This is a genomic window from Actinomycetospora sp. NBRC 106378, assembly GCF_030269685.1.
Lineage (GTDB): Bacteria > Actinomycetota > Actinomycetes > Mycobacteriales > Pseudonocardiaceae > Actinomycetospora.
In genome coordinates, this window is record NZ_BSTT01000013.1 from 130,143 (window position 1) to 143,623 (window position 13,481).

13 protein-coding genes are annotated in these 13,481 nt (G+C 74.4%); 9 read left to right on the forward strand and 4 right to left on the reverse strand.

The annotated features are described in order from the left end of the window. Nucleotides 1–14: 14 nt before the first annotated feature. A complete protein-coding gene (locus tag QSK00_RS23960; protein ID WP_285594851.1) occupies nucleotides 15–1,166 on the forward strand; it encodes a cystathionine gamma-synthase in 1,152 nt (383 codons plus the stop codon). Between the two features lie 33 nt (nucleotides 1,167–1,199). On the opposite strand, the gene QSK00_RS23965 is transcribed toward QSK00_RS23960, so the two are convergent. Continuing rightward, on the reverse strand, nucleotides 1,200–1,442 hold the full coding sequence (locus QSK00_RS23965; protein ID WP_285594853.1) for a hypothetical protein: 243 nt from the start codon (nucleotides 1,440–1,442) through the stop codon (nucleotides 1,200–1,202). Between the two features lie 313 nt (nucleotides 1,443–1,755). On the opposite strand from QSK00_RS23965, the gene QSK00_RS23970 reads away from it, so the two are divergent. After that, nucleotides 1,756–2,985: a threonine ammonia-lyase gene (locus tag QSK00_RS23970; RefSeq protein WP_502872071.1), complete on the forward strand. Its 1,230-nt coding sequence runs from the start codon at nucleotides 1,756–1,758 to the stop codon at nucleotides 2,983–2,985. A gap of 16 nt (nucleotides 2,986–3,001) precedes the next feature. On the opposite strand, the gene greA is transcribed toward QSK00_RS23970, so the two are convergent. After that, complete coding sequence (greA, locus tag QSK00_RS23975) at nucleotides 3,002–3,496, reverse strand: transcription elongation factor GreA (protein ID WP_179796656.1); 495 nt, start codon at nucleotides 3,494–3,496, stop codon at nucleotides 3,002–3,004. A gap of 286 nt (nucleotides 3,497–3,782) precedes the next feature. On the opposite strand from greA, the gene mca reads away from it, so the two are divergent. The 4 genes from mca (at nucleotide 3,783) to abmR (ending at nucleotide 7,912) form a co-directional block, all read left to right on the forward strand. Further along, complete coding sequence (mca, locus tag QSK00_RS23980) at nucleotides 3,783–4,694, forward strand: mycothiol conjugate amidase Mca (protein ID WP_285594857.1); 912 nt, start codon at nucleotides 3,783–3,785, stop codon at nucleotides 4,692–4,694. Then, nucleotides 4,694–4,990 carry a hypothetical protein gene (locus tag QSK00_RS23985; RefSeq protein ID WP_285594858.1) on the forward strand — a complete coding sequence of 99 codons (297 nt, stop codon included), beginning with the start codon at nucleotides 4,694–4,696 and terminating at the stop codon, nucleotides 4,988–4,990. Before mca ends, QSK00_RS23985 begins: the two co-directional genes overlap by 1 nt. Nucleotides 4,991–5,047: 57 nt before the next feature. Next, a complete protein-coding gene (locus QSK00_RS23990; protein ID WP_285594860.1) occupies nucleotides 5,048–7,057 on the forward strand; it encodes a thioredoxin domain-containing protein in 2,010 nt (669 codons plus the stop codon). A 171-nt stretch (nucleotides 7,058–7,228) separates the two neighbouring features. Continuing rightward, nucleotides 7,229–7,912 (forward strand): ATP-binding transcription factor AbmR, encoded by a 684-nt coding sequence (abmR, locus tag QSK00_RS23995; RefSeq protein ID WP_285594935.1) that lies wholly within the window; start codon nucleotides 7,229–7,231, stop codon nucleotides 7,910–7,912. Here abmR and trhA read toward each other — a convergent pair. Continuing rightward, entirely contained in the window at nucleotides 7,903–8,574 is a 672-nt protein-coding gene (gene trhA / locus QSK00_RS24000) for a PAQR family membrane homeostasis protein TrhA (protein WP_285594862.1), read from the reverse strand. The two genes, abmR and trhA, sit on opposite strands and share 10 nt — an antisense overlap. A 104-nt stretch (nucleotides 8,575–8,678) precedes the next feature. Between trhA and QSK00_RS24005 the strand changes: the two genes are divergently transcribed. Further along, the gene (locus tag QSK00_RS24005; protein ID WP_285594863.1) at nucleotides 8,679–9,458 is read left to right on the forward strand and encodes an isoprenyl transferase; all 780 of its coding nucleotides are present in this window, start codon (nucleotides 8,679–8,681) and stop codon (nucleotides 9,456–9,458) included. Nucleotides 9,459–9,596: 138 nt separating this feature from the next. Here QSK00_RS24005 and QSK00_RS24010 read toward each other — a convergent pair whose 3' ends face one another. Next, complete coding sequence (locus tag QSK00_RS24010) at nucleotides 9,597–10,097, reverse strand: hypothetical protein (RefSeq protein WP_285594864.1); 501 nt, start codon at nucleotides 10,095–10,097, stop codon at nucleotides 9,597–9,599. A gap of 342 nt (nucleotides 10,098–10,439) precedes the next feature. On the opposite strand from QSK00_RS24010, the gene QSK00_RS24015 reads away from it, so the two are divergent. Together QSK00_RS24015 and phoH2 are read left to right on the forward strand one after the other, a co-directional pair. Beyond that, nucleotides 10,440–11,723: a DUF885 domain-containing protein gene (locus QSK00_RS24015; protein ID WP_285594865.1), complete on the forward strand. Its 1,284-nt coding sequence runs from the start codon at nucleotides 10,440–10,442 to the stop codon at nucleotides 11,721–11,723. 350 nt (nucleotides 11,724–12,073) lie between these two features. Further along, a complete protein-coding gene (gene phoH2 / locus QSK00_RS24020) occupies nucleotides 12,074–13,405 on the forward strand; it encodes an RNA 5'-3' helicase PhoH2 (protein ID WP_285594867.1) in 1,332 nt (443 codons plus the stop codon). Nucleotides 13,406–13,481 lie beyond the last annotated feature (76 nt).

A 13,481-nucleotide genomic window follows, 5' to 3' on the forward strand; every position in this document is an offset into this window, starting at 1 on the left:
GGAACACTGACCAGGTGAGTCAGGACCACGGTTTCGCCACGCGCGCCATCCATGCCGGCCAGGAGCCGGACCCGGCCACCGGTTCGGTCGTCGTCCCCGTGCACGCCACGTCGACGTTCGCCCAGGACGGGGTCGGCGGGCTGCGCTCGGGCTACGAGTACGCCCGCACCGGCAACCCCACGCGGACCGCGCTGGAGACCCAGCTGGCCGCGCTCGAGGGCGGGCGGTTCTGTCGGGCGTTCGCGTCGGGCATGGCGGCCGAGGACACGCTGTTCCGCGCCGCGCTGCGCCCGGGCGACCACGTCGTCATCCCGATCGACGCCTACGGCGGCACCTTCCGCCTGGTCTCGACCGTCCTCGCGGACTGGGGCGTGCGCTTCTCGGCGGTCGACCTCTCCGACCTCGACGCCGTCCGGGCCGCGGTGCTGCCCGAGACGAGGCTGCTCTGGTGCGAGACGCCGACCAACCCGCTGCTCTCGATCGCCGACATCCCGGCGCTCGCGTCGATCGCGGACGAGGCCGGCATCCGGCTCGTCGTCGACAACACCTTCGCCTCGCCCTACCTGCAGCAGCCGCTGGGCCTGGGCGCGCACGTGGTGCTGCACTCGACGACGAAGTACCTCGGTGGGCACTCCGACGTCGTCGGCGGCGCGGTGGTCACCTCCGACGAGGCGCTCGCGGCCGACCTCGGCCGGCTGCAGAACGGCATGGGCGCCGTCCCCGGCCCCTTCGACTGCTTCCTCACCACCCGCGGCATCAAGACCCTGGCCGTGCGGATGGACCGGCACTGTGACAACGCCGAGCGGGTCGTCGAGGCCCTCACGGCGCACGACGCCGTGTCGACCGTGCTCTACCCGGGCCTCGCCACGCACCCCGACCACGAGGTCGCGGCGAAGCAGATGCACCGCTTCGGCGGGATGGTCTCGATCCGGCTCGCCGGCGGGGAGCAGGCGGCTCGGGCGCTGTGCGCGGCGACGAAGGTCTTCACGCTGGCCGAGTCGCTCGGCGGGGTCGAGTCGCTGATCGAGCACCCGGGCGCCATGACCCACGCGTCGACGGCGGGCTCCCCGCTCGAGGTGCCCTCGGACCTCGTGCGGCTGTCGGTCGGGATCGAGGAGGCCGACGACCTCGTCGACGACCTGCTCACCGCACTCGGGCGGCTCTGAGGCTCTCGCGGGTCTTCGCGACGCCGGGGCGACTCAGCCCCGGCGCGCGTCCGCCTGGTCCTCGGCGGAGCCGTGCGGCGCCGTGTGACCCGGCGTGACGAGCGCCGGGACGCTGCAGCCGCCGACGAGGACGGGCCCGTGGTGGGTGATCACGAGCGAGCCCGGGTCGTCGCAGCCGGCCCGTTCGACCGTGAACACGGCGGCCCCGGTCAGCGCGGCGGCCAGGACGAGGGGCGCGACGAGGCCCAACCGGGCGGCACGGCGTCGCGTCTCCATCGGGGTCCTCCCAGAAATCTCACGCTCTCACCACAGGCTACCGACGACGTCCGGTACGCACGCCCGAACGGTTCGGGCGGTCCGGTCGGCGTCGGGACCCGCGCGGCGACCGGACCGTGGGACGGCCCGGACGTCCCTCGGTTGCCCGTCCGTCGTGGGCGGGAACCGGTCGGCGACATCACCGTGTTGCCGGGAACTCGCCCGCGATCGGCCCTCTCCTCCCGCGTGAGGGGAACCCTCATGCCACAAGAGCGCTCGATTCCTCCCCTCACGCGGGACGGGGGTCGCGGGGCGGGGGCGGCGGTGGGGCACCATGCCCTGCGTGCCGACCCTCGTCACCCGCGCCGACGTCGAGGCCGCCCGTGCCGAGCAGCACGGCGTCGTGCGCCGGACCCCCGTCGAGCCCTCGCGGGTGCTGTCGGTCCCCGCGGGAGGCCCGGTGCTGCTCAAGTGCGAGAACCTGCAGCGCACCGGGAGCTTCAAGATCCGGGGCGCGTACCGGCGGATCCAGCGGCTCTCCGACGCCGAGCGGGCGCGGGGCGTGGTGGCGGCGAGCGCCGGCAACCACGCCCAGGGCGTCGCGCTCGCGGCGGGCCTGCTCGGGGCCGAGGCGACCGTGTTCATGCCCGCCGGTGCGCCGCTGCCGAAGCTCGCGGCGACCCGCGGCTACGGGGCGCGGGTCGAGCTCGTCGACACCTTCGACGCCACTCTGCTCGAGGCGCAGGCGTTCGCCGACCGGACCGGGGCGGTGCTCATCCACCCCTTCGACCACCCCGACATCATCGCCGGGCAGGGCACCGCCGGGCTCGAGATCGCCGAGCAGGTGCCCGACGCCCGCACCGTGGTGGTGTGCACCGGGGGCGGCGGTCTCGTGGCCGGGATCGCGGCTGCCCTGCACAGGACCGGGGTGCGGGTCGTCGGCGCCCAGGCCGAGGGGCTCGCCGCGTGGCCGGCGTCCCTGGCCGCCGGCACCCCGACGTCCGTCGCGGGCGCCACGATCGCCGACGGCATCGCCGTGCCCCGCCCCGGCGACCTCACCTTCGCGCAGGTGGCCGCCCAGGTCGACGAGATCGTGACCGTGTCCGAGGAGGCCCTGAGCCGGGCCGTGCTCCAGTGCCTGGAGCGCAGCAAGCTGCTGGTGGAGCCGGCGGGCGCGGCGGCGGTGGCGGCGATCGCCGAGTACCCGGGCCGCTGGGAGGCGCCCGTCGTCGCGCTGCTCTCGGGCGGGAACGTCGACCCGCTGATGCTCGCGGAGTTCGTGCGCCGGGGCATGGTGGCGGCCGGGCGCTACGCCGGCCTGCGGGTGCGCATCCCCGACCGGGCCGGCTACCTCGCCGACCTGCTCGCCCTCGTCGGCCGCCTGGGCGGCAACGTCGTGGACGTCGAGCACCGCCGCCTCGGGGCGTCGGCCGATCTGGGCCCGCTGGCCCTCGGCACCGTTGAGGTGGCGCTGACGCTCGAGGCCCGCGGCCCCGAGCACCAGGACGCGATCCTCATGGCCCTCCGCGACGCGTCCTACGTGGTCGCGGAGGGAGCGGTCTGAGGATCCGGGGTACGGATCAGGGGGAGTACGGCTCCGCGGAGACCAGCGTGACCTCCATCGACCCGCCGTCGGGGAGGTCGTAGCTCACGGTGTCGCCGGCCTTGGCGCCGATGAGGGCGGAACCGAGCGGCGAGTTCGGCGAGTAGACCTCGATCGACCCGGCCGAGCCCTCCTCGCGGGACCCGAGCAGGAAGGTCTCGGTGTCGTCGTCGCCCTCGAAGCGGACGGTGAGCACCGTCCCCGGGACGGCGGTCCCCGACTCGGTGGGCGTCTCGCCGACCTTCGCGGTGTGCAGCAGTTCCTGGAGGTGCCGGATCCGGGCCTCCATGACGCCCTGCTCCTCACGGGCGGCGTGGTACCCGCCGTTCTCCTTGAGGTCGCCCTCCTCGCGGGCCGCGTTGATCTTCTGCGCGATCGCGGGACGCTGCCCCACCAGGTCGTCGAGCTCGGCCTTGAGGCGGTCGTGGGCGTCCTGGGTCAGCCAGGTCACCTGGGTCTGCGTCTCGGTCACGGCGATCAACTCCTCGGGGTCCGGTCCCGCGGGTGCGGGGCGGCGGCCTGCACGCACCGCGCCGGGCACGGGGCGTCCACAGACGGAAAAACACGACCCGCGGCATGCGGGCCGTGTCGGTGGACACTAACACGGTCGGGGCCCCGTCGAGCCGGTACGAACTTCCCGACCGAGAGGTTCCCGGATCTCGGGAGAAAGTCACAGGACCCCGCTCACCTGCGACGATCCGCTCGACGGGGGTCACGGGGGCGGTGGGCGCGGCGGGCTGTCGGGGGGTCGGGGGATGATGGAGTACGTGGGAGACCAGCTGCGACTGATGTCGGTTCACGCGCACCCCGACGACGAGTCGAGCAAGGGTGCCGCGACGTGCGCGCGCTACGTCGCCGAGGGCGTCGAGGTCATGGTCGTGACGTGCACCGGGGGCGAGGCCGGGAGCATCCTCAACCCGGCCATGGACCGCCCCGAGGTGCTCGCCGACATGGTGGGCGTGCGGCGGGCGGAGATGGCGCGGGCCGCGGAGATCCTCGGGGTCGAGCACCGGTGGCTCGGATTCGTCGACTCCGGGCTGCCCGAGGGCGACCCGAAGCCGCCGCTGCCGGAGGGCTGCTTCGCGCTCGAGCCGCTCGAGGTGCCCACCGAGGCCCTCGTCCGGGTGATGCGCGAGTTCCGGCCGCACGTCGTGGTGACCTACGACGAGAACGGCGGCTACCCGCACCCCGATCACATCCGCTGCCACGAGGTGTCGATGGCGGCGTGGGAGGCCTGCGGCGACCCGGACCGGTTCCCCGCGGCGGGCGAGCCGTGGCAGCCGCTGAAGCTCTACTACTCGCACGGGTTCTCCCGGGCTCGCATCGTCGCCTTCCACGAGGCGATGCTGGCGTCGGGCGAGGAGTCGCCCTACGCCGAGTGGCTGGAGAACTGGGACACGTCGTCGCGGCCCGACCCGGGCGCGCGGGTGACCACGCGGGTGCGGTGCGCCGAGTACTTCCCGGTGCGCGACCGGGCGCTGCTCGCGCACGCCACCCAGATCGACCCCAACGGCCGCTGGTTCCAGACGCCGATGGAGCTGCAGCAACGGGTCTGGCCCACCGAGGACTACGAGCTCGCGCGGTCCCTCGTCGGCGACCCCGCCACGACCGAGTCCGCCGAGGACGGCGACCTCTTCTCCGGCGTGCGCGAGCGGGTGCTCACCTCGTGATGCCCGCGAGCCTGGTGATCCTCCTGGCGCAGGCCCAACCGCCCGCGCCGGGCTCCGACCGCGGGGAGGAGTTCGGCAAGACCTCCCCGATCGCCCTCGTGGTCATCCTGCTGCTCGGCATCGCGACGTTCCTGCTCATCCGCTCGATGACCAAGCGGCTGCGGAACGTGCCGGAGTCGTTCGACGCCCCTGGCGAGGGCGGCGAGGAGGCGCCGGCCGCGGACGGGACGCCCGACCCGTCGTCGGGACCCGTCGACTCCCCGTCACCGCGCGGTCGGTCGGCGCCCGACGGCTGACCCGGCGGCTCACCCGACGGCGCAGCCGTGCGGTGACGCCGTGCGACGATCGACGGCATGGCCAACCGGCTCGCCGACTCGACCAGCCCCTACCTGCGCCAGCACGCCGACAACCCGATCGACTGGCGGCCGTGGGAACCCGCCGCGTTCGCGGAGGCCCGTGAGCGCGGGGTCCCGGTGCTGCTCTCGGTGGGCTACTCGGCCTGCCACTGGTGCCACGTCATGGCCCACGAGTCGTTCTCCGACCCGCAGGTGGCCGCGTTCGTGAACGAGCGGTTCGTGGCGATCAAGGTGGACCGCGAGGAGCGCCCGGACGTCGACGCGGTCTACATGGAGGCCACCCAGGCCATGACCGGCCAGGGCGGCTGGCCGATGACCTGCTTCCTCACGCCGACGGGTGAGCCGTTCCACTGCGGCACCTACTACCCGCCGGACCCGCGCGGGGGCATGCCGTCGTTCACGCAGCTCGTCGCGGCCGTGGCGAAGGCGTGGGAGACCGACAACGACACCGTGCGCGAGGCGGCGTCGGGCATCGCCGCGCGGCTGGCGGGCGTCGCCCGGTCGCTGCCCGCCGCGTCCGTCGACGCCGAGGTGCTGGCCGGGGCCGTCGCCTCGCTGGAGTCGGAGTTCGACGCGAACCACGGCGGCTTCGGCGGCGCGCCGAAGTTCCCGCCGTCGTCGGTGTGCGAGTTCCTGCTGCGCCACCACGAGCGGACCCGCAGCGCCGCGGCCTGGCGGATGGTCACGGCCACGCACGAGCGCATGGCCCGCGGCGGCCTGCTCGACCAGCTCGCCGGCGGCTTCGCGCGGTACTCGGTCGACGCGCGGTGGGTGGTGCCCCACTTCGAGAAGATGCTCTACGACAACGCCCTCCTGCTGCGCAGCTACGCGCACGAGGCCCGGCTCGGCGGCACCCTCGCCCGGCACGTCACCGAGCTGACCGCCGCCTTCCTGCTCCGGGACCTCCGGACGCCCGAGGGCGGATTCGCCGCGGCCCTCGACGCCGACGCGGCCGGGGTGGAGGGCTCGACCTACGTCTGGTCGCCCGCCGAGCTGGTGGACGTCCTGGGGCCCGAGGAGGGCGCGTGGGCGGCGGATCTGCTCGGCGTCACCGCCGAGGGCACCTTCGAGGAGGGCCGCTCGACCCTGCAGATGCCGGTCGACCCGGCGGACCCCGCCCGGTGGCAGGCCGCCCGCAAGGCCCTGCTCGCCGCCCGGGCGACGCGGGCGCAGCCGGCGCGCGACGACAAGGTCGTCGTCGCGTGGAACGGGCATGCGATCACCGGGCTCGTCGAGGCGGCGGCGGCGCTCGGACGGTCCGACCTGCTCGCGGCCGCCCGGCGTGCCGGAGGCGTGCTGCTCAAGGTCCACGTCGTCGACGGGCGTCTGCGGCGGACCTCGCGGGACGGGGTGGTGGGGGACGCCCCCGGTGTCCTCGAGGACCACGCCGCGCTCGCCGAGGCCCTGCTCGCGCTCCACCAGGCGACCGGCGAGGCCCGGTGGCTCGACGAGGCGTGCCGGCTGCTCGACCTGGCGCTCACCCACTTCGCCGACGCCGACCCCGGGCTGTTCTGGGACACCGCGGACGACGCCGAGGCGCTGGTCACCCGGCCGCGCGAGATCACCGACGGCGCCACCCCGTGCGGGTCGTCGGTGCTGACGTCGGCGCTGCTCACCGCCTCGGTGCTGGTCGGGCCCGAGCGCTCCGCCCGGTACCGGACGGCCGCCGACGCCGCGCTGACCACCGCCGGCACCCTGCTGGCCCGCCACGCCCGGTTCGCGGGCGGCTGGGCCGCGGCGGCGGAGGCGGCCCTGGCCGGCCCGCTGCAGGTCGCCGTCGTCGGGACGACCCCCGGGGACCGGGAGGCGCTGGTCGGGACGGCCCGGCGGCACGCGCCCGGTGGCACGGTGGTCGTCGCGGGGGAGCCCGACGCGCCGGGGGTGCCGCTGCTGGCCGACCGCCCGCTCGTGGACGGGGCGCCCGCCGCCTACGTCTGCCGCGGTTTCGTGTGCGACCGCCCCGTCACCACGCCGGACGAGCTCGCGGGTGCTCTGCACGTGGGGTGAGCCCCGCGCCGTGGCAGGAAAGCGTCGTTGCTGTCAGCCAGTGGCAGCAACGACGCTTTCCTGCCACCGGGGAGGGGTGTCCGTCCGCTCCTCGCGAACCGACTCGACCGCTGTGCCTGCGTAATGCTGTAATCAGTGCATCGGCAGAGCACGCTGAAGGAGTCGATGATGATGGTGGGACGTGGACACCGGGGCCGCCCGAGTGGCGGCGGACGTGTGAGCCGGGGCGGTCGCCCCGCGGGGGACCTGCCCCCGACCGACGACGTCGAGGCCTGGCTGACCGGCCGCCTGCCCGAGGGCTGGTTCCTGGAGGCCCCCGAGGTGACGGTGGACCGCGAGGAGATCCTGATCGTCGGGCAGCTGCCCGCCCCCGAGGTCGAGGGCGACGCGGCGGCGCGCGCGGCCAGCGCGGTCGGGCGCATCAGCCGCTTCCGGGAGGAGACCCGCGAGGACCGGATGGAGATCGCCCGGCAGGCCGAGCACCGCTACGGCCGCAAGGTCGCCTGGGGCGCGCGGATCGCGGACGGCAGCGACGACACGGCCGGCGTCGAGGAGCTGTTCACCACGCTGTCGGTGCCGGTCATGACGCGGCTGCGCCAGCCGGAGCGCCGGGTGCTGGACACGCTGGTCGACGCCGGGGTCGCCCGCTCCCGGTCCGAGGCGCTGGCGTGGGCGGTCGCGCTGGTCGGCGAGCACACCGAGCCGTGGCTCGCCGAGCTGCGCGAGGCGATGAGCACGGTCGACGAGCTCCGCACCCGGGGGCCGCGCCTGGACCCGCCGTCGGGAACGCCCGGCGAGGGTGACCCGGGCGAGGGTGACCCGGGCGAGGAGACCCCGGACGACGGTCAGGCGTAGAGGACCAGCCAGATCGCGACGTGGTGACAGATCGCGGCGACGACCGTCGCCGCGTGGAAGAACTCGTGGTAGCCGAACGTCGCGGGCCAGCCGGCCGGGCGGCGGAAGGCGAAGCAGAGCGCGCCGGCGGTGTAGAACGCACCGCCGACCACGAGCAGCACGAACGCCGCGACACCCCCGCGCGCGAGCAGGTCGGGCAGCACGAACACCGCGACCCATCCCAGGGCGAGGTAGATCGGGACGCCGACCCAGCGCGGGGTGTGCGGGCGGAACAGTTTGAGGGCCGCGCCCGCCACTGCGCCGGTCCACACGACGGCCAGCACCACCAGGCCGGTCGTCTCGGGCAGCGCCAGGACGGCGAACGGCGTGTACGTACCCGCGATGAAGATGAAGATCATCGCGTGGTCGAGCCGCTTCATCGTGGTGTGCGCGCGGGGCGAGACCCACGACCGGCGGTGGTAGAGCGCGCTGATCCCGAAGACGCCGAGGACCGTCGCGGAGTACACGGCGACGGCGGCCGCGGCCTCCCCGGAGACCGTCGACCCGGCGAGGGCGATGAGGGTGGCGCCGGCGGCGATCCCGACGGCGAAGGACCACAGGTGCAGCCAGCCCCGCAACCGCGGCTTGGCGGGCCCCGTCGGTCCGGTGTCGACGATGGTCACGCCTGCAGAGCGTAGGACAGCCGGCTGTGGAAGCGGAGAAGTCCGGGCGACGGGCGGGTGACGAGGGGTCGGCAGCTCGGCCCGGCGGCGTAGCCTGGCCGCCCGTGAGCGTCCGCGCAGGAGTCCGTGAGGTGGCCGTCTCGCTCTACGAGCGACGGCTGCGTCGCAAGGTCGCCGCGAGCCACCCGCCCCGCCACGTCGGGGTGATCCTCGACGGCAACCGGCGCTGGGCGAAGGAGGTCGGGCTCACCGACCCGAGCGACGGCCACCGGGTCGGTGCCCGCAAGATCGTCGACATGCTCGACTGGGCCGACGAGGCCGGCGTCGAGGTGGTCACGCTCTTCCTGCTCTCCACCGACAACGTCGGGCGGCCGCCGGAGGAGCTCGAGCAGCTCCTGGAGATCATCGCCACGGCCGTCGAGGGCCTCGCGGCCCCGGACCGGGACTGGCGGCTGCGCATCGTCGGCTCGCTGGACCTCGTCCCGGCGCCGACCGCGGCGCGACTGACGGCCGCGGCCGACTCGACCGAGGGCCGGGGTGGCCTGCAGGTCAACGCGGCGGTCGGGTACGGCGGGCGCCAGGAGATCGCGGACGCGGTGCGCAAGCTGCTGCTGCGGCACGCCGAGGCCGGGACCTCGATCGAGGAGCTCGCGGAGGTCCTCGACGTCGACCACATCGCCGAACACCTCTACACCAGCGGCCAGCCCGACCCCGACCTGGTGATCCGGACCTCGGGTGAGCAGCGACTCTCGGGATTCCTCATGTGGCAGTCGGTGTATTCGGAGTTCTATTTCACCGAGGCTTTCTGGCCGCAGTTCCGCCGCATCGACTTCCTGCGGGCGCTGCGGGACTACTCGGATCGCCACCGTCGATTCGGCGGCTGATCGGCCCCGGGACGAGAAAACGCACCGGCGCACCCGTGCCATCCCCCGATGGGCACGGATACGCCGGTGCGTGAGTCTTCCCGACGGCGGGCGTGGGTCCGCTCCCACGCTGTCCGCGCCCGCCGTCAGGAATCCGGATCAGGAGGCGTTGTTGTAGCCGCTCAGGATGCCGAGCTGGTTGATCGGCAGCTGGGCGACGACGTTGTTCACGCCGATGAGCTGGTCGCCGAAGTTGGCCTGGTCGCCGCTGCGGGCCGAGGCGTTGCCGTTGCCGCCGCCATCGCCGTCGCGCCCGTCGCGGTCGCCACCGGTGCGGGCGTTGCCGTTGCGGCCGCCGCCGTTGTCGTCGCTGCTGTTGTCGTAGGAGCTCAGGAGGCCCAGCTGGTTGATGGGGGCCTGGACGGCGATGCAGTTGAGGCCGACGAGCTGGTCGCCGAAGTTCGCGCAGTCGCCCGTGCGGGCCGAGGCGTTGCCGTTGCCACCGTCGTGCGAGTGGTGGTGGCCGTGGTCGCGGTCCCAGCTGTGGCCGTGGTCGCCGCCGGAGGTGCCCTGGTAGTCACCCGCGAACGCGGTCCCGGAGAGCGCCGCCACGCCCGCCGCGGTACCGAGGACGACCATTCCCGCCTTCTTGAGCAGCATTCGGAGAAGTTCCCCTCGTCAGAGTGCGATTTCCCGATCCGGGATCGGGGGACCGCTTTCGTGTGTTCCAGCCTCACGGACGGTGCGGCTGATGACATGAAACCTAACGGGCGACCTCGGCCGTGGGTATCGCCGGATCCCCGATCGAGTGGCACCTACTTCGTAGGGCGACTTGAGTGCATTCTCCGGGTGAGACGTGGGTGGTGTCGCGTTCGGCGCGGTGCCCGGAGAGCGCATTCAGCTGGCGCTGCGTGATCCACCTCGACACCCGTCCGTCGTATTCAGCGACGCGGTGTCCGCTCCGAGGCCCGATCCGCCCACGACGGGTAACCTCGCCCGACGGTGGACGGATCGGCGGACGAAGGCCTCGACGGGCTGGCGCGGACCTACGTGCAGCTCGGGCTGCGCCTCGGACGCGTGGTGCCCGGCCTCGTCGACGCCCACCTCGGTGACGCCGCCGCGGCGGAGCGTGCGGACGACGGCCCGTCACCCGCACCGGAGGACCTGCGCCGCGAGGCGGTCGCGCTACGCCGTCGGCTCGTCGAGCACCCCGGGCCGCGGGCGGACTACCTCGACGCCCAGCTCGCGGCGTGCGAGGTGGTCGCCGGGCGGGCGGCCGGGGAGCGGTTCGCCTTCGTCGACGAGGTCCGCGGCTGCCTCGGCGTGGACGTCGCACCGGGTCCGGAGGACCGCTACCGGGCCGCGCACGACGCCCTGGCCGCCCTGCTCGGCGTGCCACTGCGCCGGCTCCCGGCCGCGATGACCGCGTTCCGCGACGCCGACCGCGTGCCGCCGGAGGCGCTGCGCGACGCGACCGCCGCGGTCCTGGCGGGCCTGCGGGAGGCGACCGCGGCCACGGTCGGGCTCCCGTCCGGGGAGGCGGTCGATCTCGAGGTCGTGGCGGGCGCGCCGTGGGCCGGGTTCACCCGACGGGTCGGGCCCCGCCGGTCGGTGATGCAGGTCGCGGTCGACGCCGGCCACCGCTGGACCCACCTGCCGCTGCTCGCCGCTCACGAGGCGTACCCCGGCCACCACACCGAGGCCGCCCGCACCGAGGGCACCGTTCGCCCGGAACGGACCCTGCTGCTCGCCCGGACCCCGCAGAGCCTCGTCGCGGAGGGGGCCGCCGAGCTCGGGCTCGAGGCCGTCGTCGGGACGGGGTGGGGGCGATGGGCCGCCGACCGCCTCGTCGGGATCGCCGGCGCGCCCCGACCCGAGCGCGCCGCGCTGGGGGAGGCCGTCGAGGCCGCGAGCGAACCGCTCACGAGCGTGCGGCAGGACGCCGCGCTGCTCCTGCACGGCTCCTCCGCCGTCGACCGCGAGGAGCGGGCGCGGGCCCACCTGCGGCGCTGGCTGCTCGTCGACGACGACCGCGCCGATCGGATGCTCGAGTTCCTCGGCCACCCGCGCTGGCGGATCCACACGACCACCTACGTCGAGGGCGCCCGCCTCGTCCGGCGGTGGCTGGCGGCCCGCCCGGCCGGGACGCCCGCCGGGTCCCGCTTCGCGCGGCTGCTCGACGAGTCGTGGACGCCGGAGATGCTGCACCGGGACCTCCGGCCGACCGGCGACGGTGAGCGGTACCCCCGACACGTCCGCGACACGCCGATGTCGCCCAGCGTGTGATGCCCGACCCGAAATTGTCACGCTTGGCGCGCGACAACGACCGGTCACCGGCTGTACCGTCCGCCTCGACGGCGCCGTAGCGGATGCGGACCGTCCGGGGAGGCCGGAGAACGTGACGGGTCGGAACGGGACGCGGTGCCGCAGCACCGCCGGGGCGTCCGCCCCGGTGGGCGTGCACCTCGGCCCGGTCGACCCGGCGGGAGGGCCGGCACCCGGCCCTCGCGCGCGGCGCCGGAGAGGCAGGTCCCCCGGCGGGGGACCGCCCCGACGGCACCGGATCACGACGTAGGTCTTCTCGTCCAGCGAGGACACGTGGTCGTGGGTGTCGCGACCGCCACGAGGGAGTAGCCGTGAGCGCAGAGCACGTCGCACAGCCCCCGTCGGTCACCCCGATCACGTACGTCCTGGACACCTCGGTCCTGCTCAGCGACCCGTGGGCCCCCACCCGCTTCGCCGAGCACGAGGTCGTCGTCCCGCTCGTCGTGATCACCGAACTCGAGGGCAAGCGCCACCACCCGGAGCTCGGCTGGTTCGCCCGGGAGGCCCTGCGCCTCCTCGACGACCTCCGCATCACCCACGGCCGCCTGGACCAGCCGATCGAGATCACGCCCGAGGGCGGGTCGCTGCGCATCGAGCTGAACCACACCGACCCGTCGGTGCTCCCGGCGGGTTTCCGCACCGGTGAGAACGACGCGCGCATCCTCGCGTGCGCCGCGAACCTCGCGGCCGAGGGCTCGACGGTCACCCTGGTCACCAAGGACATGCCGCTGCGGGTCAAGGCCGCGGCGGTCGGTCTCCCGGCCGACGAGTACCACGCCCAGGACGTCGTGACCTCCGGCTGGACCGGCATGGCCGAGGTGGCCGCCGACCCGCGCGAGATCACCGACCTGTTCGCCGAGGGACTCACCGAGGTCGAGGCCGCCCGCGACCTGCCCTGCCACACCGGGCTGCGTCTGCTCGGTGGAGGCTCCTCCGCCCTCGGACGCGTGACCCCGGACAAGCAGGTGCGCCTCGTCCGCGGCGACCGCGACGTCTTCGGGCTGCACGGCCGCTCGGCCGAGCAGCGGATCGCGATCGACCTGCTGACCGACCCCGAGATCGGGATCGTCTCCCTCGGCGGTCGCGCCGGCACCGGGAAGTCCGCCGTCGCGCTGTGCGCCGGGCTCGAGGCCGTCCTCGAGCGCCAGCAGCACCGCAAGATCGTGGTGTTCCGCCCGGTGTACGCGGTCGGCGGCCAGGATCTCGGCTACCTGCCGGGCGGCGAGAACGAGAAGATGGCGCCCTGGGCGCAGGCCGTCTTCGACACCCTCGGCGCGCTGGTCTCCACCAACGTCGTGGAGGAGGTCATCGAGCGCGGCATGCTCGAGGTGCTCCCGCTGACCCACATCCGCGGGCGCTCGCTGCACGACGCGTTCGTCATCGTCGACGAGGCCCAGTCCCTGGAGCGCAACGTCCTGCTCACCGTGCTCTCCCGGCTCGGCACCAACTCGCGGGTCGTGCTCACCCACGACGTCGCCCAGCGCGACAACCTGCGGGTCGGCCGCCACGACGGCATCGCCGCGGTGATCGAGAAGCTCAAGGGCCACCCGCTGTTCGCCCACGTCACGCTCACCCGCTCCGAGCGCTCGCCGATCGCGGCGCTGGTCACGGAGATGCTCGAGGGCGAGGCGTACGGCGGCTGACCCCGCCGGCTTCGAGCGAACGGCACTCTCGCGCACATCGATGCTGCGAGAGTGCCGTTCGTTCCCGACGGCGGGC

Excerpts from the sequence above, each read along its gene's own strand:
- QSK00_RS23965 (WP_285594853.1), bottom strand. The coding sequence starts at position 1,442 with ATGGAGACGCGACGCCGTGCCGCCCGGTTGGGCCTCGTCGCGCCCCTC.
- QSK00_RS23970 (WP_502872071.1), top strand. The coding sequence starts at position 1,756 with ATGCCCTGCGTGCCGACCCTCGTCACCCGCGCCGACGTCGAGGCCGCC.
- mca (WP_285594857.1), top strand. The coding sequence starts at position 3,783 with ATGGAGTACGTGGGAGACCAGCTGCGACTGATGTCGGTTCACGCGCAC.
- QSK00_RS23985 (WP_285594858.1), top strand. The coding sequence starts at position 4,694 with ATGCCCGCGAGCCTGGTGATCCTCCTGGCGCAGGCCCAACCGCCCGCG.
- QSK00_RS23990 (WP_285594860.1), top strand. The coding sequence starts at position 5,048 with ATGGCCAACCGGCTCGCCGACTCGACCAGCCCCTACCTGCGCCAGCAC.
- abmR (WP_285594935.1), top strand. The coding sequence starts at position 7,229 with ATGGTGGGACGTGGACACCGGGGCCGCCCGAGTGGCGGCGGACGTGTG.
- QSK00_RS24010 (WP_285594864.1), bottom strand. The coding sequence starts at position 10,097 with ATGCTGCTCAAGAAGGCGGGAATGGTCGTCCTCGGTACCGCGGCGGGC.